Source organism: Hyphomicrobium nitrativorans NL23 (assembly GCF_000503895.1).
Taxonomy (GTDB): domain Bacteria; phylum Pseudomonadota; class Alphaproteobacteria; order Rhizobiales; family Hyphomicrobiaceae; genus Hyphomicrobium_C; species Hyphomicrobium_C nitrativorans.
Map to the genome: position 1 here is coordinate 618,007 of NC_022997.1, position 17,910 is coordinate 635,916.

Sequence of the window (17,910 nt, forward strand, 5' to 3'; positions counted from 1 at the left end):
GTGCGCAAAAGGATGGCCACATTTTCTGCGGAGCCTGGGGGCGACAGCCCGTCGGTTAAGCCCACGTCAGGCCAGCGGCTGTTCGAGGTTCATAGCCCGTCGAGCTCGCTCATCGTCTTTCCCGAGGATGCGCCGCTCCGGCTCGAATCCGGGCAGCTTCTCGCGCCGCTGTCCATCGCCTACCAGACCTACGGCACGCTCAATGCCGATAAATCGAACGCGATCCTCATTTGTCACGCGCTGACGGGCGATCAGCATGTTGCAAACGTCCATCCGATCACGGGCAAGTCCGGATGGTGGGAGACACTGGTCGGGCCCGGCAAGCCGGTCGATACGAACCGCTTTTTCGTGATCTGTCCCAACATCCTCGGCGGATGCATGGGTTCGACGGGGCCCGCGTCGCTCAATCCGAAGACCGGCAAGCCTTATGGCGTGGACTTTCCCGTCATCACCATCGGCGACATGGTGGATGCGCAGGTGCGCCTGATCGACCATCTCGGCATCGACGTGCTGTTCTCGGTGATCGGCGGCTCCATGGGCGGCATGCAGGTGCTGGAATGGGTGACGCGCCAAAAGCATCGCGTGGCGACCGCCATTCCAATCGCAACCGCGCCGTGGCATTCGGCGCAGAACATCGCCTTTCACGAAGTCGGGCGACAGGCGGTGATGGCCGATCCCGACTGGCGGAGCGGCAACTACTACGAAGCCGGTGTTGTGCCGAAGAACGGGCTCGCGGTTGCGCGGATGGCGGCGCACATCACGTATCTCTCGGAGAAGGCGTTGCAGGGCAAGTTTGGCCGCAACCTGCAGGACCGGAAAGCGCGGTCGTTTTCGTTCGATGCTGATTTCAAGATCGAGAGCTACCTGCGCCATCAGGGCTCGACGTTCGTCGATAGGTTCGACGCGAACAGCTATCTCTACATCACGCGGGCCATGGACTATTTCGATCTCGAAGGCGCATACGGCGGCAAGCTTGCGAATGCATTCGCGGGGACGACGGCGGAGATCTGCGTCGTCTCCTTCACCAGCGACTGGCTCTATCCGACGCGAGACAGCAAGGCGATCGTGAAGGCACTCAACGCCGTGGCGGCCAACGTGAGTTTCGTCGAAATCGAGAGCGACAAGGGGCACGACGCGTTTCTGCTCGACGAGCCGGAATTCCATGCGACGGCGCGGGGTTTTCTTTCCGCTGCCGCCGCCAAGCGCGGGCTCGCGCAGGCTTCGGAGGCGCGCTGATGGAGAAAGCCGTTCCATTCACCGGACAGCAGCGGGCCGATCACGTTCTGATCGCGGAGATGGTGAAGCCCGGTTCGCGCGTGCTCGACGTTGGTTGTGGCGACGGCGCGCTGCTCAAGCTGCTTGCGGAGCAGAAGGGCGTCGACGGGCGCGGTGTCGAGCTTTCGCGCGAGAAGGTGAACCTTTGCGTGCAGAGCGGGCTTGCGGTGATCCAGGGCGATGCGGATCACGATCTGGCCGACTATCCCGATCAGGCGTTCGACTACGCCATTCTCTCGCTCACGATCCAGGCGACGCGCGATCCCAAGACCGTGCTCGCCAATCTGCTCCGGATCGGGCGTCATGCGATCGTGTCGTTTCCGAACTTCGGGCACTGGCGCATCCGGACACAGCTTCTGTTTACGGGGCGCATGCCGATGACGCCCAATCTTCCGGAGCCATGGTTCTCCACGGCGGACGCGCACCTCTGCACCATCAAAGACTTCGTCGATCTTGTCGCGCTCGTCGATGCGGAGGTGGAAGATGCGGTGGCTTTCAATAGCCAGGGACAGCGGCTGCCGATCAAGACGTCGATCTCGCTTCAGAACCTGCTCGGCGAGAAGGCCGTATTCAAGCTGAGGGGGCGGCTGGCTTAAGCGAAACTTCGCGGACGTTCCAGAAGCAGGTCGCTGCCGTCCGTCCAGATATCGCGATAACCCGCGTCGTGGAGAGCTGCGAGGCAATCGGTTTCCCATCGGGCGGCGTGATCCTTTTCGATCAGGATCAGCCGCGGCCACAGCGCGCGTTGGGCCGTGCGAAGGAACGGGACCAAGGCGCGATCCTCGTATCCCTCGATGTCGATTTTGAGCACATCGATCCGGTCGAGGCCCGCGCGTTGGACGAGAGACAGCAGCGGGGCCACGGGCACCTCCGTTCCCGAGCCGCCGACATCTGCGCACAGGCTTGCAAGGCCGGGGTGCTCGCCGCCGTAGAGGGTGGCGCTGCCATCTTCCGCGCCAACGGCGGCCTGCACGATGGTGACGTGTTCTGCCAAGTTCGCTGCGACGTTGAAGCGTATGCGCCGCACCATTTTCGGCGAAGGCTCGATGGCGAGAACGCGGCCTTTCGGTCCCACCGCACGGGCGGCGAATAGCGTGAAAAGCCCGCAGTTTGCGCCGATATCGACGAAGACATCGCCGGGCGCAAGCACGCTCTCGATCCGCCGTATCCCGGGCGCGTCCTTGTGGAGGCCGCGTTCGACCAGCATCTGCTCGGTAAAGTTTTCTCCGATCCAGCAGCGCAGCTTTATGCCGTCCACTTCGACATCGCAGACGGGGCTGCGGCTTTGCATGACGCGTCGAAACGGGCGACGCATCGCGCCGTGAACCAGGCCGGACCGGATCGCACCGATGCAGAGAGCTGAAACGCCTGCGGGTGCGTATGCGCCCCACGCGCGCTCGGGCGTTGCGTCTTCGGTTTCGGCCATGGGTGCGATGTCTCCGGGAAATTGCGGGCCAACCTACTCCAACGGACCTCGGCGTTACAACCGAGGGGCGGATCAGCGGATGGGGACCAGATCGCGGAGGGCTTTAATGCGCACGCGCGTGCCGCTAGCGGGGGCGACCGTCTCTTTCCGCGCTTCGACGACGAGCACGCCGCCGAGGCCGGAGAAAATCCGCGATCCCACGCGTTCCCAGGCATTGGCGGAGCGGATGAGAACGCTGCGGTCGAAGGGCGGCACGTGCAGCGCCGTGCTCCAGGTGAGGGGTGTGAAGAGTGCATCGGAAAGAAGGGCGTCGAGCTGCGGGCGGCTGTAAGGGCGGCCGTGACCGAACGGCGTGCTATCGACGTGGGTCCACAGGCCGCGCCGGTTGGGAACCACGACGATGAGGCGGCCTTCCGGGGCAAGGACGCGCCAGAGCTCCCGCAAGAACGGGCGCTCACGTTCGGCGACCTCCAGCCCGTGGACGACGAGCAGGCGGTCGATCGCGTTGTCCCGCACGGGCAGGCAATGATCCTCGACGAGGGAGGAGAGGATCGGGTTTCCCGCTGGCCAGATCAGTGCTCCCTGGCTTGCGGGCATGAAGGCGGCCACGTTGCCGGCTTCGGCTCGGAATGCGCCGAGGAAGGGCGTTCCGAAGCCCAGGCCGGCCACCGTTTCCCCCGATACGGTGGGCCAAAGCGTGCGGATGCGGCGCGCAAGCACGCGCCGCGCGATTTTGCCCAGCGGGGTCGCGTAAAAATCCCTCAGCGTTGCGACGTCGAGATGCATGTCTCTAGGCGATCCAGCGTTTCGGGCTCTCTTTTCGCCCGGGCGGCATTGAAATGACAAGGCCGGGACGTTAGCTTTTCTCTTGAGCGGTGCGCATCGGAGCGCCCGTCTACGGCGCCATGATCCAACCTGACATCCACCAGTTTCCATGCCTGAAGGATAATTTCGGCGTTCTCGTCCATGACGAGGAGAGCGGCGTGACGCTCGCGATCGATGCGCCCGATGCGGACGCCGTCGAGCGCGCGCTCGATCGGAAGGGCTGGCGGCTGACGCATATCCTGGTGACGCATCATCACGCCGATCACACGGCGGGCATCCCGGCGCTTAAAGCGTCGAGCGGGTGCACGGTGATCGGTCCCCGCGCGGAGGCGCAGCGCATTCCGGAGCTCGACCAGGAGGTCGGCGAGCCCGATACGCTGGCCTTCGGAGGGCTTCGCGCGGCGGTGATCGACACGCCGGGGCACACGATCGGCCACGTTTCTTATTGGTTCCCGGAAGCGAAGGTCGCCTTCGTCGGCGACACGCTGTTTGCGATGGGATGCGGGCGCGTGCTGGAAGGCACGGCCGAGATGATGTGGGGATCGCTCATGAAGATCGCGGCCCTTCCGCCCGACACCGCGCTTTATTGCGGGCATGAGTATACGGTCGCGAACGGGCGCTTCGGGCTTTCCATCGAGCCTGACAACTTGAAACTCAAGGCGCGGCTGGACGAGGCCGAGCGCTTGCGGGCGGACGGACAGCCGACGCTGCCGACGCGCGTCGATGCCGAACTCGAAACCAATGTGTTTCTGCGCGCCGACCAGCGCAGCATCCGCGAGAGGGTGGGCTTGCCGCTTGCGCCGGACTGGAAAGTTTTCGCCGAGGTGCGCGAGCGCAAGAACCGCGCTTGAGCGCAACCGGCGCGGTGCGCATCAGACATCCAGGGCTTAATGCATGACCGCAGACGAGATCATCGCCGCGCTTCGGCTCGCGCCGCATCCGGAAGGCGGATATTTCCGCGAGACGTTTCGCGACGGAGCCGAGGGCGGCGGGCGGGCGCGCTCGACGGCGATCTATTTTCTGCTCAAGGCGGGCGAGGTGTCGCGCTGGCATCGCGTCGATGCCGTGGAGGTGTGGCACTGGTATGCGGGCGCGCCGTTGATGCTCGCCATCGCGCCGCCGCAAGGGGCTCAAGAGCGGGTTCGGCTCGGCCCCGCCGTGTTGGAGGGAGAGCGGCCGCAAGGCATCGTTCCGACCGGCTATTGGCAGCAGGCGTGGTCGCTCGGCGGCTGGACGCTCGTCGGGTGCACGGTTGCACCGGGGTTCACGTTCGACGGTTTCGAGATGGCGTCTGACGGATTCGAGCCCCGTTGAGAGCAGTGTTCGTGGCGTTTGAAGCCTTCCTGAGGGGCGGGCAGAGTTTTCCACCACTCATTGCACCGCAGCGCTGTGGGTAAGTTGTTGTTCCTGTGGCTTTTCAAGCGATTCCTGGGGACCGCGACCGGCGTGCGCTTGCCGCTCAAACCCGACTCGTAAAGAGTGCGACTCAATTGAAAAAAGTACGCGCGCAGCGGGGGTTGCATTCATGAAGGCGGGGTCCACCGGGACTGTTCTCAGTACGGTTTTCGTCGACTACGACAATATTTATCTCTCTCTCAAGCGTAAGAGCGAGGAGGCGGCTCGGCGCTTTGCGAAGGACGCTGGATTGTGGCTGCGCGAGATCGAGAGCGGTCGGCTGATCACGCCGACGCATGGCGCCGGCATCGGTGCTCAGCGGCGCATCGTGATGAGCCGCTGCTACGGCAATCCTGTGCCGCGCCGGAATGCGACCGACAACTCGACCGACATGAACTCGTTTCCGTTCGTGCGTCATCATTTTCTGCGCGCCGGCTTCGAAGTGGTCGATTGCCCTCCGCTGACGGCTCAGCTCAAGAACTCCGCGGACATCCGGATGGTGATGGACGTTCGCGATATGCTGACCCACGAGACGCGCTTCGACGAATTCATCCTGCTTTCGGGCGACGCCGACTTCACGCCGGTTCTGCACCGCTTGCGGGCGCACGCGCGCGGAACGGCGGTGTTCGCGAACGACCATACGGCGCAGCCGTACACGGCGATTGCCGATGGCGAGATCCGTGAGGCGGATCTCATTTCGCTGCTGCTCGAAGGCCGCATCGGTGCGGATGGCGAGGCGCGGAATGGCGGGGAGCTCAATGCCACGCCGAGTTCGGCCGAGCTTGAGGTCATGCGCAAGACGATCGTTGCCGAGGTGGCGGGCGCGGTGCGCTCGGCCCAGCAGCCGGTGCCGCTCGAAGCGCTCGCCGACCGGGCCGTGCGCGTGCTCGGGCACGAGAAGACAGTCGGCTCCGGCTGGGGTGGTGCGGGCACGTTCCGCGATCTTCTCATGCGCTGGCTGCCCGAGGGCGTGCGGCTGACGGAGACGCCGCCGTATTTCGCTTACGAGCCGACGCGGCACGTCGCGCGCGAGATCGAGGCGCGTCCCGAGATCCGCACCGAGCCGCGGCCGGTCCAGCGCGAACGGCGGCCGGATGCCGTCGACTCGCGTTTCGAATCCGTGATGGATGCCCAGCCGTCACGTAGGCCTGAGACACGTCCGTCGTATGCGCCGGAGAGCCGGTCCGAACCCAGGTTCGAACCGCAGCCCGAACCGCAGCAGCGCGCGCCACGCGTGGACGATCGTTTCGATCCGCGCTATGCGCCGGCCGCGCGCGACATCCCGGTTCGCGATGCGTATCCAAGAGAGATGCCGGAGCGGGCGGTCGAGCGCCGCGCCGATGCCCAGCCCGCACCTGCGCCTCGTCCGCCGGAGCCGCAAGCCTCGCCTTTCGGCGCGTCCGGCTTCTTCGCGCCGCCGCCCGAGCGTCCGCAGATCGGAGCTTCCGCTCCACCGCCGCGTCAGCCGCTCGCCGAGCCACGCGCGCCGCAGCCGCAGGCCGCGCCTGCAGCGGGTGGCTACGGGGCGCGTCCCGCAGCGCCGCAGCATGCTTCGGCCGATCAGGCCTCGCAGATCCAGCAGTCCATCGCACGCATTCACGAGGCCTGCCAGGCGCCTCCGCTGTCGCCGCCCGAGTATCGGGTGCTGTTCGAGGTGATGGCGGAAGAGATCACCGCCAACAACCTTTCGGGCCAGCAGACGCTCGTCAACATCGGGCAGCGGGCCCGCGAGATGGGGCTTGAGGTGCGCCGCGACGACATCCGCTTCGTGCTCGAAGTGGTGAGCGAGGCGGACCCGTGGTTCGAGCAGGGTGCGACGGCGAATCTGTTCGCCAGCCGTTTCCGCAACTTCGTCGTCGCACGCTGCCGCTCGCAAGGGCTCAACCTTTCGGCAGACGAGATCGATCTGATCGATGCGTGGTTCGGCGGGGCTCCGCCGTCGCGGGCGACGCAGCAGCACGCTCAGCCGCAGGCGCCGTCGCAACCTCAACATCAAGCGCCGCGCGCCGCGCAGCCGCAGGGATACGGTGCGCCTCCCCAGCCGCAGGGCAACGATCGTTGGCCGGCTGGACCGCAACAGGATGGCCGTGGCTTGGCGGGGGCGCCTGAACCGGATGACGAGTTTCCGCGCATCGTCCGTTCGCGGCTTCGCGGGTAGCGGCAGGCTACGAGAGCTGTAATTAAGAGCCGATGGCCTCGCGCGGGCCGTCGGCTTTTTTATTCTCTGCCGCCCGCCTTCGTGGGTGTGCCCGTGCGGTGGGGCGGACGTCCGGCAAAGGAAAGGCCGCGGAGATTGCTCTCCGCGGCCCGTTTTTTTGATTTTCGAACGTGGTCAGAGCGCGATGTAATGACCGCCGTTGACGTCGAGGCAGGCGCCGGTGATGAAGCCCGCGTCGTCGGAAGCAAGGAACGTCACGGCGCGCGCGATCTCCTCGGCCTCGCCGAGACGGCCCACGGGGATCTGCGGGATGATCTTGGTGTCGAGCACTTCCTTCGGCACGGCGGCGACCATCTCGGTGTTGATATAGCCCGGGGCGACCGTGTTGACGGTGATGCCCTTCGAAGCGCCCTCGAAGGCGAGCGCCTTGGTGAAGCCGTGCGCGCCGGCTTTGGCGGCCGAGTAGTTGGTCTGACCCATCTGGCCCTTGCGGCCGTTGATCGACGAGATGTTGATGATGCGGCCGAACTTGCGGTTTCTCATCGAGTCGATCACGAGGCGGCTCATGTTGAAGATCGAGTCGAGGTCGACGTTGATGACCTCGCGCCACTGCTCGGGCGTCATCTTGTGCAGCATGGCGTCGCGCGTGATGCCGGCGTTGTTGACGAGAACGTCGATCGGGCCGAGCGCTTTGGTGACTTCTTCCACGCCCTTGGCGCAGGCGTCGTAGTCGCCGACGTTCCACTTGTAGACGGGGATGCCGGTTTCGACCTGGAACTGCTGGGCTGCGGCATCGTTGCCGGCGTAGTTTGCGGCCACGCGGTAGCCTTTGTTTTTGAGAGCGATGGAGATGGCGTGGCCAATGCCACGCGTGCCTCCGGTAACGACAGCGACGCGCGTCATGAGTGAAGTCTCCCTAGAGCCGGTTTCTGTTTGATTGCAGTGTTGGAACTAACGCCCCGCTGACGGCGCGGCGAGCCCCCAAAATGTAGCAGGGTGAATGGGTGGGAGGCTCCCTCCCCAGTCGAGTGGGGAGGGAGCGCAGATCCACACGGTTAGTCGCGCGCGACGCAGAGAGCCACGCCCATGCCGCCGCCGATGCACAACGTCGCAAGGCCCTTCTTGGCGTCGCGGCGCTGCATTTCATACAGCAGCGTGGTGAGGACGCGTGCGCCGGATGCACCGATCGGATGGCCGATGGCAATGGCGCCGCCGTTGACGTTCACCTTGTCCGTATCCCAGCCGAGGCCCTTGTTGACCGAGATGGCCTGCGCGGCGAACGCCTCGTTGGCTTCGATCAGGTCGAGGTCTTCGATTTTCCAGCCCGCCTTTTCGAGGGCCTTCTTCGAGGCCGGGATCGGGCCCGTGCCCATGATCGAGGGATCGACGCCAGCCGTTGCCCACGAGACGATGCGGGCGAGCGGCTTCACGCCGCGCTTCTTGGCTTCCTCCGCCGACATCAGCACCACGGCTGCGGCGCCGTCGTTGATGCCGGATGCGTTTGCGGCGGTTACCGAACCTTCCTTCGGATCGAAGGCGGGACGGAGCTTCGCGATGCCCTCTGCCGTGACGCCTTCCTTAATGTACTCGTCGGTGTCGACGACGACGTCACCCTTGCGGCCCTTGATCGTGACGGGCGCGATCTCGTCCTTGAACTTGCCTGCCTTGCGTGCGGCTTCGGCCTTGTTCTGCGACGCGGCGGCGAAGTTGTCCTGCTCTTCGCGCGAAACCTGCCACTGGCGCGCGACGTTCTCGGCCGTGGTGCCCATGTGGTAGTTGTTGAAGGCGTCCCAGAGGCCATCCTTCACCATGGTGTCGATGAACTTCACGTCGCCCATCTTGGTGCCGTCGCGCATGTGGGCGGCATGGACGGAGCGGCTCATGCTCTCCTGACCGCCGGCGACGACGATGGTGGCGTCGCCCGTCTGGATCTGCTGGGCGCCGAGTGCGACTGCGCGCAGGCCCGAGCCGCAGATCTGGTTGACGCTCCAGGCCGGAGCATCGACCGGGATGCCGGCTGCAATGGACGCTTGACGCGCAGGGCCTTGACCCTGGGCGGCCGTGAGCACCTGGCCGAGAATGACTTCGGAGACGTCGCCGGGCTGAACGCCGGCGCGCTCAAGTGCGGCCGTGATGGCAACCTTGCCGAGTTCGTGTGCCGGGAGGCTCGCGAGAGACCCGTTGAACGAGCCGACCGGTGTTCTGGCCGCGCTGGCGATGACAATTGTCGTGCTGTCCGCACTCATAACGTGCTTCCTCCTCGGGGGACTTTCAGGGCTTTTCTTTGCCTGGGCGAGGCAACCGTCTTTGACATGCCTCAATGAGGCCGCTGCTCCCGGAAATACGATAGCAGCAGTGCCGCGCCGCCTGCAATTTGAACCTTAGGATCGGCACTTTGCTCGGCGGGGTGGCAGTTAGGTCTGGAAGCGCGTCTCCCGCCTGTGCTACGATGACGCACTGCAAAAAGGTGTAGGTGCGATGGCTCAGCCGATGCTTAACAAATCCGACGTAAGCCCCGAGAAAAAAGAGGCTGTCGTCATCAAGAAGTACGCGAACCGGCGTCTCTACAATACGGAGACGAGCACGTACGTGACGCTCGACGACCTTGCGCAGATGGTGCGCAACGATAAGGATTTCGTCGTCTATGATGCGAAATCTGGCGACGATCTGACACACGCCGTGCTCACTCAGATCATCGTGGATCAGGAGGGCCGCGAGGGCGGGCAGACGCTGCTCCCCATTCCCTTCCTGCGCCAGCTCATTCGCTTCTACGATGACAATATTGGCTCGATGGTGCCGAGCTATCTCCAGTTCAGCCTCGAAAACCTCGTCAAGGAGCAGGAGAAGTTCCGGTCGATGTTCGCGAGCGCGTTCTCGAACCCGGCGGTAGCGTTCGAGGCCTATCAGGATCAGGCGCGCAAGAACATGGCGATGTTCGAGCAGGCGATGAGCATGTGGACGAGTTCATTCAGCGGCGGGAAGTTCCAGCCTCAGGATGCGGACACGGGCCAGGCGGGAGATCAGGAGCCGCCGAAGGACGAGATCGGCGAACTCAAGGAACAACTCAGCGCGATGCAGAGACGTTTGGAGCGGCTCGCGAAGGATCACGAGTAATTCGTCTCGTAATCCCTCCGTTCTAAAGCCGTCCTTCGCGCGCAAGTTTTTCCGCGGTCTCGGGGTTTCCGTAAAGGAAGCCCTGCAGATACGTGGCACCGGCTTCCGTGAGAAAAGCGGCGGTTTCCCCGTCGCTCACCCATTCGGCAACCGTCTCAATCCCAAGTCCCTTCGCCATGTCGATCATCGATTTGACGATGACGCGCCCGTGCGTGTCGTCGGGCAGGTTTTTCATGAACAGGCCGTCGATCTTCAGCATGTCGATAGGCAGCGTCTTGAGGTGGCGGAAGGACGTATAGCCGGTGCCGAAATCGTCGATGGCGATCTTGCATCCGGTGGCGTGCAAGCGATCGACGAACGTGCGCACGGTTTCGAGATCGTGGATCATGGCCGTTTCCGTGATCTCGACGGTGAGGCGCGAAGGGAGACCGGGATCGCGCGCGGCTTCGGCGTGCAGCGTGGCCAACCAATTTCTGTCGCCCGCCGTGAGGCACGACACGTTGAGGCAGAGTTTCAGACGGGGATGGGTCTTGAGAAGCGCGAGGGCGAGTTCGAGCGCTCTCCGATCCAAGAGAGGTGCAAGGCCGAGTTCTTCCGCCTCTTCGAGGAAATCGGCCGCAGTTATCAGCGCGCCGTCGGTTTTCCTGAGGCGAAGCAAGGCCTCGTAGCCTGCGGTTTGTCCGTCGGCGGTCTTGACGATGGGCTGTAGGGCAAGAAGCAGCCGATGCTCTTCAAGCGCGGCGATGACCTCGCCGGTTACGGTTTTGTCCCGGCATTGCGGGGTGTCGTCTTTGGGATTGTGAACCGCGCATATAGAGCGTTGCGCGCGTTTGGCGCGTTCGAGTGCGGCGCGGGCGCACGCGACGCCTTCGGCGGACGTTTCTACGTGTTCGGGCAACGCGACGGCGCCAATGGCGATCGCGGCTTTGAGCGGACCGGCTGGCGTTACGATCGGACCTCTCTCCACGCGCGAAATGATGCGCTCGGCGGTTGCGGTCAACGCCAAGCCGTCACATCTGTCGAGGACGGCGGCGAAGACGTTCGATGCATACCGCACGACGACGCCGGTTTCGCCGATTTCCGTTTTGATGAGGCGACCGATGGCGGAAATGAATTCGTCGCCAACATCAGGACCTAAACGCGCGTTGATGGCATCGAGCCCGTTGGCGGACATCATGAAGAGGCCGCAGGACCCTCCGGCGCGTTGGGCGCGCGTTAGATAGACGCCGAGCGCTTCGAACAGGCGCGTGCGGTGGAGTCCTTCCCGCGTTTCGTCGTCGGGTACGAAGCCGAGGAGATGGCGGTCTTCGAGGAAGCGCGCGTCGACGCGCCGGAGCACGCCGGTTGCGTGGGTCGGCCTGCCGGTTGCGTCCGGCCACCAGCGGCCGGACACGTCCATCCAAACGAGACCGTCCGCGCTTTCGCCGTCGGTCTCGATCGCAATCTGGACGTGGTAGGCGATGCCGTGGGCCGCCTCTACCGATGCGCGCGCGCCGAGAACGGAGGATCGCCAGAGGGCCTGATGCTCGGGCACGATGCGGGCGGCGAACTTTTCGCCCGTTGCGATTGCATCGGGCGCGATTACGCCGAGCACGTTTGCGGCGTTAGCCTGCCAGTCCAGTCTGTCGCTGGGGAGATCCCAGACGTAGGACGTCTCCCGCTCAGGTTCAGGCTTGGTCTCTGCGTGTGGCAAGCAAGGCGCGCTCTACGTGGCGGCCCCGAAACCGATGTCACGCCGCGCAACACGAATGCCGATGATGGCGCCGGCGACCACGTCGATCAGGAGCGCGAGCATGATGAAGAAGAACACCGACGTTGCCGCCTGGGGCACGACGATGAACTCGATCAAGACGGCGATGAAGACGAGCATGGACAGGCCATGGTCGACCATTGAGGCGGCCGATGTGTAGGTGGCCTTGATGATTTCGATGAAAAGAATGACGAACGTGACGAGCAGAATGAAATCGCCCCAGGTGAAGGGCCATGAGACGCCGCTGATCATCGGGATGTTGAACATCACGGTTGCGAGGAGCGCACGCGCCGCCTCCGCACCGTCTGCCCCTTCAGAGTTCCCAATTCCAGAAAAGATGACGATGACGTTGTAGAGAAGGAAAGCGATAACGGTCAGCGGGATAGCTCTGAGCGACATGGTGTTCTCCTGGTAGCCAGGACGACACCCTGGCGTCTCCTATCCTTGGAGACATTTGTAGCGATCTCAAGGAAAACGGCGGCGGCCTGTTGAGCCGCCGCCGTGAAATCAGATGTCGGATTTCGCCGGGAGAATTTGCCGGCCCCTGTACTTGCCGGTCTTGAGGTCGATATGGTGGGGACGGCGGCGCTCGCCGCTCTCCTTGTCCTCGACGTAGGTCGGGGCGGTCAGCGCGTCGTGTGCGCGGCGCTGGTTCCGCTTCATGGTAGACGTTTTTTTCCTAGGAACAGCCATAAGTTAACTCCGGTCTTCGCGGCGTCGCGAGGGGCGCCGGCGGTCGATATGCTGAGGTGATGATGGTCGGGCGTGTCAGGCTCCAGACCTAATAAGGTCGCGGCCTTATACCGGCAAAGCCGGGCTGAAGCTAGAGGCTTTTCCGCGCGAAACGCCAGTCCGGAGGGACGCGACGAGGGCCGCGGCCGGTCTCAAGGGCCAAACCGTAGCGTTGGGGCCCAGTCCTGGCTTTCCTGCTTCTGCGGCGGCTTCTTGGCGGCGGGCGGCTTCCGGGCCGGGGCGGTTTTGGGGGGAGTTTTGGGCTTGGCCGCAGCCGGGGGAGCCGGGGGCGGGGCCGTTACAACGCACTGGGCCACGGAGCCGAAGGCTCTGACCCGGGCCTGGATGACGCGGGCCATGCGCGACGTGCGCGGGCCGGGGTTGCTCGCAACGCGAATAGCCGGGTTCGGGAGGGCGGCGGCCAGCAGTGCGGCCTCGCGTTCGGTGAGCTTGGATGCGGGCTTGTCGAAGTGATGCCGGGCGGCGGCCTCCGCGCCGAAAACGCCGGGTCCCCACTCGGCAATGTTGAGATACACCTCAAGGATCCGCTTTTTAGGCCAGACGGCTTCCATCACGAGCGTCAACGGCAGCTCGACGACTTTGCGCAGATAGCTTTTCGCGTTCCACAGGAAGAGGTTCTTGGTGACTTGCATCGAGATGGTGCTGGCCCCGCGGGGGGAGCCGCGGCTCGCCTCTTCCAGCGCGAGGCGCATGGCCTGCATGTCGATGCCACGGTGCGCGCAGAAACGGGAATCCTCGGACACGATGACGGAGCGAGCCAGCGCCGGCGAAATCGCTTCGAATGGCACCCAGGTGCGGTCGATGGCGGTCCCGCCGAGCAGCTTCGACAGCATCAGCATGGATCCGGGCGGATTGACGAAGCGGAACAGGATGATGAGCAGCACGACCAGCGCCAGATAGCCCGCGACGGCGTAGGCGATATAGCGAGCGCCGGTCCAGAGGTGCCGTTTCCATCGGTTTGCGGTCGATGTGGAGGGCGGATCGGCTTCGTGTCCGGCGGTTTGTGGGGCGGGTGCGGGGACGGAAAGGGACGGATTGAACCGGCGGCCCGTCGTGATCAGGTGCGTGTCGTCGCTCGACGCTTCGGAGGGGCGGAACAGTCCCTCGACGGCGGAGGTGAACGAGGCGGAGTTGTCGTCTGCTGCGGCCGACGTGGACGCGGCCGTATCGGTGGGCGTTGTGTCGGCGGGTTTCTCGTCCTGTGCCGGGGCGTCGGTTTCCGGGGCTGCATCTACCGTAAGTCCGGCTGTGAACGGTTTCGGTTCGTCCGGCGGGGCGACGTCTGCGGGGACATCCGGTACGGCGCGCTCTTCGGCGAAAGCGCGTTCTACCGCGTCGGTGCGGGGACTTGCGGCAGGCTCGGGGGGCGACAGGTCCGGCTCTGGTTCAGCCTCAGACTGGGGCAGGCCCGCTTCGCGGGCTTCTATCGGCGGCTGGTCCAGCGGCTCGCCGGGTGCCTGGGCTTCGGCCGCGAGAAGTGTGTCCGGCGGCGCGGCCGGGACGCCTTCAGACCGCGGGCCCTCGGGCAGCGGCCGTGCTTCCCGGAAGGTCTCTCCGGCGTCCTCAGGCGTGTCCTTCTCCGCCACGAATGCTATATCCCGCGCCACTCGTCGCTTCTCTCAGACAGATTAGGTACTTCGTCCATGACGTTCGCGCAAAGGCTCGATCGGATCGCAGGGCTAACGGAGGCCCGCCTTACAACGCTCGTCGGCGCGAATTCCCAGGATTCTGAGGATACGGGCCGCTCCCCTTCCCGTCTTTTCGAGGCCCTTCGTCATGCGACGCTTGGTGGTGGAAAAAGGTTCCGGCCGTTTCTTGTCGTAGAGAGTGCGGCTCTTTTCGGGCTTCCGGAGGAGGCCGCGTTGGATACGGCCGCGGCGCTCGAATGCGTGCATTGCTACTCGCTGGTTCACGACGATCTGCCCGCGATGGACAACGACACGTTGCGGCGAGGCCAGCCGACGGTGTGGAAGGCCTTCGACGAGTGGACGGCGATCCTGGCGGGCGATGCGCTGCTTACGGTTGCATTCGAAACCCTGAGCGCGCCGTCGACACATCCCAACGCGGAGGTCCGGCTGGCGTTGATTGCGGGTCTCTCGAAGGCGGCTGGCATGGACGGCATGGTCGGCGGGCAGGCGCTCGATCTCGAAGCGGAACGGCTGGCCGCGAGCCAGGAGCTAACCGTTCGCGAAATTCTGCATCTGCAAAGCTTGAAGACGGGTGCGCTCATCCGCTTCGCGTGCGAGGCGGGCGCGATGCTGGGCGAGGCGTCGCCAGACGCGCGGGCCGCGCTTGGCCGATATGGGGATGCGATCGGCCGGGCGTTCCAAATCGCGGACGATCTCTTGGATGCCGAGGGATGCGCGGAAACCGTGGGGAAGGCCGTCAGCAAGGATGCGGCGGCGGGCAAGGCGACGCTCGTCGGGCTCTTGGGGATCGAGGCGGCGCGGGCCGCGCTTGCGCAAGCGGAACAGGATGCGGTGTCCGCGCTGGAGCCGTTCGGTGTGCGCGCCGATATGCTGATCGAAGCCGCGCGCTTCGTGTCGCGCCGGGAGCATTGAGCTGGCACGAGATAAAGCCGCGTGGAGACTTTCGGTCTCCACGCGACGGAAGCACCGGGCATGACGATACCGGCGCCTGAAAACGTCTCGACCTATAGCCGAGAGAAGCTCAAGCTTCGGTAAAGAACGGAATCTTGCGAGGAGGAAGATCCCGCATTTCGACAGGCCGCTTTTTCTTGGTCGAGCCGGCAACCGACAACACGCCAAGGCCGCCGTCGACGCCGTTGAGTTCGGTATCCGAAAGATCCCGGCTTGGGGTGAGCTCCGCCTCGGTCTGCGGCAGAGAGTGCTTGTCCGTCTTTGTGTTGCTCATCGTCGTCCTCCCGATTGTCTTTGGATGCCGTGTTGGCGCGGCGGATCGGTGTCAGTGAATGGCGGCCGTCTTCGCGGTCGAGGCGGTGAAGCAGGCATCCTGGATGGCACCTCTGGTCAATGCTGCCGTCGCCGAGCCGCCATGGACGCGCGCCAGATCCGTGTCGGGCAGATCGTCGGCGTCGATGGGGCTCGGCGCGTCGGCGGCATTTTCAACGGTCGCCGCAGCATTCGGACGTTTCTCTTTTGTCATATGACATTTCCTCGCACGCGAGATCAGACGATGCGCATGTCGAATGCGCACACAGGTTCGATGGGTGCAGGATGTCAGATATGGGGGAGCATGTTATGCGTGGAGTCCGAAAAGGTTTTCCTCCCATCCAGGAAAGCGCGGCATGCTCGAAAATGAATCGGTATGCAGGGTTTCGTTAGGCGCGTTCCGTCGCGGCCTAAACAGCTTCGCGCTTTGAACCGACGCCAAAGCGGCGCTCGATATAATCCTCGACGAGCGTTTTGAAATCGGCGGCGATGTTGGGCCCGCGCAGGGTCATCGCCTTTTTGCCGTCGATGAAGACGGGAGCGGCCGGCCTCTCGCCGGTTCCGGGAAGAGAGATGCCGATGTCGGCGTGCTTGCTCTCGCCTGGGCCGTTGACGATGCAGCCCATCACCGCGAACGTCAGCGTCTCGACGCCGGGATAGCGCGTCTTCCACTCCGGCATCCGGTCGCGGATCATGGTCTCTACGTCGCGCGCGAGTTCCTGGAAGACGGTGGATGTGGTGCGGCCGCAGCCCGGGCAGGCCGCCACCACCGGTACGAACGAGCGGAAGCCCATCGTCTGCAGGATTTCCTGGCCAACCTTGACTTCGAGCGTGCGGTCGCCGCCGGGTTCAGGTGTCAGCGAAATGCGGATCGTATCGCCGATGCCGTCCTGCAGCAGCACGCCGAGGGCCGCGGTGGAGGCGACGATGCCCTTCGAGCCCATGCCCGCTTCCGTGAGGCCCAAGTGGAGCGCGTAGCGGCAGCGGCGGGCGAGGATGCGATAGACGGCGATCAAGTCCTGCACCGCCGAGACCTTGGCGGAGAGGATGATCCTGTCGGCGCCCATGCCGAGTTTCTCGGCCTGCTCGGCAGAGATCAGCGCGGACTGCACAATGGCTTCGTGCATGACCTCGCGCGCGTCCTTCGGGTTCGGAAGCGCGGCGTTCTCGTCCATCAGACGCGTCAGGAGATCCTGATCGAGCGAGCCCCAGTTCACACCGATGCGCACGGGCTTGTCGTGCTTCAGTGCGATCTCGATGATGTCGGCGAACTGGCGGTCTTTCTTGTCCTTGAAGCCGACGTTGCCCGGGTTGATGCGATATTTGTCGAGAGCTTCCGCGCAGGCGGGATTTTCGGCGAGGAGCTTGTGGCCGATGTAATGGAAGTCGCCGACGAGGGGGACGGTCACGCCGCGCTTCAGGAGCTGCTCGCGGATATGCGGTACGGCTTTGGCCGCCTCGTCGCGGTCGACGGTGATGCGGACCAACTCGCTGCCGGTGCGTGCGAGGGCGGCGACCTGTGCAACCGTACTCGCGATATCGGCGGTGTCGGTGTTGGTCATGGATTGCACGACGACGGGCGCCGCGCCGCCGACGAGCACGCCCGCAACGTTCACCGCAATGGAGCGGCGGCGGGGAGACCTGTCAGGATCGCGATTCTGGGTCATAGATTCGATGTCGGGGCTCGATATTGACTGGAGCGGCACCGGCTTAGACATAAACGAGGTTTGTGTCACCAGCCAGCCGCCCGTGGCAGGTGTGGTGCGACACGGCGGTTCAGACAGGATGTTTTCGATGAGCCGACCCGACTATCGGATCGCGCCTGCGCGCTCGGAGCGCGATGTCGAGGACGTGCGCGCGCTCTTTCAAGCCTACGCCGCGTGGCTGGGCCTGGATCTCATGTACCAGGGTTTCGCAGACGAACTGGCGGGATTGCCCGGCAAATATGCGCCACCTGGGGGCGCTCTGCTGCTTGCCCGCAGCGATGAGGGCGTTCCGGCCGGGTGTGTCGGGCTGCGACCGCTCGACCGGCAAGGGTGCTGCGAGATGAAGCGGCTTTACGTAGCGCCGGAGGCACGGGGGCATGGTGTGGGCCGGGTGCTGGCGCATGCCGTCATCGCCGAAGCGACGCGGATCGGGTATCGGGAGATCATGCTCGACAGCCTGCCGAAGCTCGAACAGGCAACCGCGATGTACCGGCGGATGGGCTTTCGCCCGATCGCGCCTTACTATGACACGCCCGTCGTCGCGACGCTCTTTTTCAGCAAGCGGCTCGGGGTTGAGGGGGCGAGCGAGGGCTGAC

Annotated in this window: 19 protein-coding genes; 8 read left to right on the forward strand and 11 right to left on the reverse strand. The window is 64.6% G+C overall.

Annotated elements, in window-relative coordinates; genetic code table 11:
- Positions 1 to 12: 12 nt before the first annotated feature.
- Positions 13 to 1,236 (forward strand): homoserine O-acetyltransferase MetX, encoded by a 1,224-nt coding sequence (metX, locus tag W911_RS02860; protein ID WP_023786007.1) that lies wholly within the window; start codon positions 13 to 15, stop codon positions 1,234 to 1,236.
- The gene (gene metW / locus W911_RS02865) at positions 1,236 to 1,871 is read left to right on the forward strand and encodes a methionine biosynthesis protein MetW (RefSeq protein ID WP_023786008.1); all 636 of its coding nucleotides are present in this window, start codon (positions 1,236 to 1,238) and stop codon (positions 1,869 to 1,871) included. Before metX ends, metW begins: the two co-directional genes overlap by 1 nt.
- Here the strand turns inward: metW and W911_RS17105 are convergent.
- Both W911_RS17105 and W911_RS02875 read right to left on the reverse strand, forming a co-directional pair.
- Entirely contained in the window at positions 1,868 to 2,701 is an 834-nt protein-coding gene (locus W911_RS17105) for an FkbM family methyltransferase (RefSeq protein ID WP_023786009.1), read from the reverse strand. The genes metW and W911_RS17105 overlap by 4 nt on opposite strands.
- A gap of 72 nt (positions 2,702 to 2,773) precedes the next feature.
- A complete protein-coding gene (locus W911_RS02875; RefSeq protein WP_023786010.1) occupies positions 2,774 to 3,487 on the reverse strand; it encodes a class I SAM-dependent methyltransferase in 714 nt (237 codons plus the stop codon).
- 119 nt (positions 3,488 to 3,606) lie between these two features.
- Here W911_RS02875 and gloB point away from each other — a divergent pair, with 119 nt between their 5' ends.
- The 3 genes from gloB (at position 3,607) to W911_RS02890 (ending at position 7,079) form a co-directional block, all read left to right on the forward strand.
- Positions 3,607 to 4,377 (forward strand): hydroxyacylglutathione hydrolase, encoded by a 771-nt coding sequence (gene gloB / locus W911_RS02880; protein WP_041317176.1) that lies wholly within the window; start codon positions 3,607 to 3,609, stop codon positions 4,375 to 4,377.
- A 43-nt stretch (positions 4,378 to 4,420) separates the two neighbouring features.
- Positions 4,421 to 4,840 (forward strand): cupin domain-containing protein, encoded by a 420-nt coding sequence (locus W911_RS02885; RefSeq protein WP_023786012.1) that lies wholly within the window; start codon positions 4,421 to 4,423, stop codon positions 4,838 to 4,840.
- A 211-nt stretch (positions 4,841 to 5,051) separates the two neighbouring features.
- The gene (locus tag W911_RS02890) at positions 5,052 to 7,079 is read left to right on the forward strand and encodes an NYN domain-containing protein (RefSeq protein ID WP_023786013.1); all 2,028 of its coding nucleotides are present in this window, start codon (positions 5,052 to 5,054) and stop codon (positions 7,077 to 7,079) included.
- 174 nt (positions 7,080 to 7,253) lie between these two features.
- Here W911_RS02890 and phbB read toward each other — a convergent pair whose 3' ends face one another.
- Complete coding sequence (gene phbB, locus W911_RS02895; protein WP_023786014.1) at positions 7,254 to 7,982, reverse strand: acetoacetyl-CoA reductase; 729 nt, start codon at positions 7,980 to 7,982, stop codon at positions 7,254 to 7,256.
- Between the two features lie 152 nt (positions 7,983 to 8,134).
- Positions 8,135 to 9,325, reverse strand: a complete 1,191-nt coding sequence (locus tag W911_RS02900) for an acetyl-CoA C-acetyltransferase (protein ID WP_023786015.1) — start codon at positions 9,323 to 9,325, stop codon at positions 8,135 to 8,137.
- 232 nt (positions 9,326 to 9,557) lie between these two features.
- Between W911_RS02900 and phaR the strand changes: the two genes are divergently transcribed.
- A complete protein-coding gene (gene phaR / locus W911_RS02905) occupies positions 9,558 to 10,193 on the forward strand; it encodes a polyhydroxyalkanoate synthesis repressor PhaR (protein ID WP_023786016.1) in 636 nt (211 codons plus the stop codon).
- A 22-nt stretch (positions 10,194 to 10,215) separates the two neighbouring features.
- On the opposite strand, the gene W911_RS02910 is transcribed toward phaR, so the two are convergent.
- The 4 genes from W911_RS02910 to mtgA form a co-directional block, all read right to left on the reverse strand.
- Complete coding sequence (locus W911_RS02910; protein ID WP_023786017.1) at positions 10,216 to 11,886, reverse strand: bifunctional diguanylate cyclase/phosphodiesterase; 1,671 nt, start codon at positions 11,884 to 11,886, stop codon at positions 10,216 to 10,218.
- A 12-nt stretch (positions 11,887 to 11,898) separates the two neighbouring features.
- The gene (locus W911_RS02915) at positions 11,899 to 12,342 is read right to left on the reverse strand and encodes a hypothetical protein (RefSeq protein ID WP_023786018.1); all 444 of its coding nucleotides are present in this window, start codon (positions 12,340 to 12,342) and stop codon (positions 11,899 to 11,901) included.
- Between the two features lie 108 nt (positions 12,343 to 12,450).
- Positions 12,451 to 12,636: a 50S ribosomal protein L32 gene (gene rpmF / locus W911_RS02920; protein ID WP_023786019.1), complete on the reverse strand. Its 186-nt coding sequence runs from the start codon at positions 12,634 to 12,636 to the stop codon at positions 12,451 to 12,453.
- Between the two features lie 191 nt (positions 12,637 to 12,827).
- Positions 12,828 to 14,282, reverse strand: a complete 1,455-nt coding sequence (gene mtgA, locus W911_RS17995) for a monofunctional biosynthetic peptidoglycan transglycosylase (RefSeq protein WP_244438578.1) — start codon at positions 14,280 to 14,282, stop codon at positions 12,828 to 12,830.
- Between the two features lie 57 nt (positions 14,283 to 14,339).
- On the opposite strand from mtgA, the gene W911_RS02930 reads away from it, so the two are divergent.
- A complete protein-coding gene (locus W911_RS02930) occupies positions 14,340 to 15,257 on the forward strand; it encodes a polyprenyl synthetase family protein (protein ID WP_023786021.1) in 918 nt (305 codons plus the stop codon).
- Positions 15,258 to 15,366: 109 nt separating this feature from the next.
- On the opposite strand, the gene W911_RS02935 is transcribed toward W911_RS02930, so the two are convergent.
- From W911_RS02935 to ispG, 3 genes are all read right to left on the reverse strand, one after another.
- Positions 15,367 to 15,570: a hypothetical protein gene (locus W911_RS02935; RefSeq protein ID WP_023786022.1), complete on the reverse strand. Its 204-nt coding sequence runs from the start codon at positions 15,568 to 15,570 to the stop codon at positions 15,367 to 15,369.
- 51 nt (positions 15,571 to 15,621) lie between these two features.
- Positions 15,622 to 15,822 carry a hypothetical protein gene (locus W911_RS02940; protein WP_023786023.1) on the reverse strand — a complete coding sequence of 67 codons (201 nt, stop codon included), beginning with the start codon at positions 15,820 to 15,822 and terminating at the stop codon, positions 15,622 to 15,624.
- A 196-nt stretch (positions 15,823 to 16,018) separates the two neighbouring features.
- Complete coding sequence (gene ispG, locus W911_RS02945) at positions 16,019 to 17,275, reverse strand: flavodoxin-dependent (E)-4-hydroxy-3-methylbut-2-enyl-diphosphate synthase (RefSeq protein ID WP_023786024.1); 1,257 nt, start codon at positions 17,273 to 17,275, stop codon at positions 16,019 to 16,021.
- A 127-nt stretch (positions 17,276 to 17,402) separates the two neighbouring features.
- Here ispG and W911_RS02950 point away from each other — a divergent pair, with 127 nt between their 5' ends.
- A complete protein-coding gene (locus W911_RS02950; RefSeq protein WP_041317186.1) occupies positions 17,403 to 17,909 on the forward strand; it encodes a GNAT family N-acetyltransferase in 507 nt (168 codons plus the stop codon).
- Position 17,910 lies beyond the last annotated feature (1 nt).

Bases quoted from the DNA above. Each gene is read 5' to 3' on its own strand.
- metX (WP_023786007.1), top strand. From the start codon at position 13: ATGGCCACATTTTCTGCGGAGCCTGGGGGCGACAGCCCGTCGGTTAAG.
- metW (WP_023786008.1), top strand. From the start codon at position 1,236: ATGGAGAAAGCCGTTCCATTCACCGGACAGCAGCGGGCCGATCACGTT.
- W911_RS17105 (WP_023786009.1), bottom strand. From the start codon at position 2,701: ATGGCCGAAACCGAAGACGCAACGCCCGAGCGCGCGTGGGGCGCATAC.
- W911_RS02875 (WP_023786010.1), bottom strand. From the start codon at position 3,487: ATGCATCTCGACGTCGCAACGCTGAGGGATTTTTACGCGACCCCGCTG.
- gloB (WP_041317176.1), top strand. From the start codon at position 3,607: ATGATCCAACCTGACATCCACCAGTTTCCATGCCTGAAGGATAATTTC.
- W911_RS02885 (WP_023786012.1), top strand. From the start codon at position 4,421: ATGACCGCAGACGAGATCATCGCCGCGCTTCGGCTCGCGCCGCATCCG.
- W911_RS02890 (WP_023786013.1), top strand. From the start codon at position 5,052: ATGAAGGCGGGGTCCACCGGGACTGTTCTCAGTACGGTTTTCGTCGAC.
- phbB (WP_023786014.1), bottom strand. From the start codon at position 7,982: ATGACGCGCGTCGCTGTCGTTACCGGAGGCACGCGTGGCATTGGCCAC.
- W911_RS02900 (WP_023786015.1), bottom strand. From the start codon at position 9,325: ATGAGTGCGGACAGCACGACAATTGTCATCGCCAGCGCGGCCAGAACA.
- phaR (WP_023786016.1), top strand. From the start codon at position 9,558: ATGGCTCAGCCGATGCTTAACAAATCCGACGTAAGCCCCGAGAAAAAA.
- W911_RS02915 (WP_023786018.1), bottom strand. From the start codon at position 12,342: ATGTCGCTCAGAGCTATCCCGCTGACCGTTATCGCTTTCCTTCTCTAC.
- rpmF (WP_023786019.1), bottom strand. From the start codon at position 12,636: ATGGCTGTTCCTAGGAAAAAAACGTCTACCATGAAGCGGAACCAGCGC.
- W911_RS02930 (WP_023786021.1), top strand. From the start codon at position 14,340: ATGACGTTCGCGCAAAGGCTCGATCGGATCGCAGGGCTAACGGAGGCC.
- W911_RS02935 (WP_023786022.1), bottom strand. From the start codon at position 15,570: ATGAGCAACACAAAGACGGACAAGCACTCTCTGCCGCAGACCGAGGCG.
- W911_RS02940 (WP_023786023.1), bottom strand. From the start codon at position 15,822: ATGACAAAAGAGAAACGTCCGAATGCTGCGGCGACCGTTGAAAATGCC.
- ispG (WP_023786024.1), bottom strand. From the start codon at position 17,275: ATGACCCAGAATCGCGATCCTGACAGGTCTCCCCGCCGCCGCTCCATT.
- W911_RS02950 (WP_041317186.1), top strand. From the start codon at position 17,403: ATGAGCCGACCCGACTATCGGATCGCGCCTGCGCGCTCGGAGCGCGAT.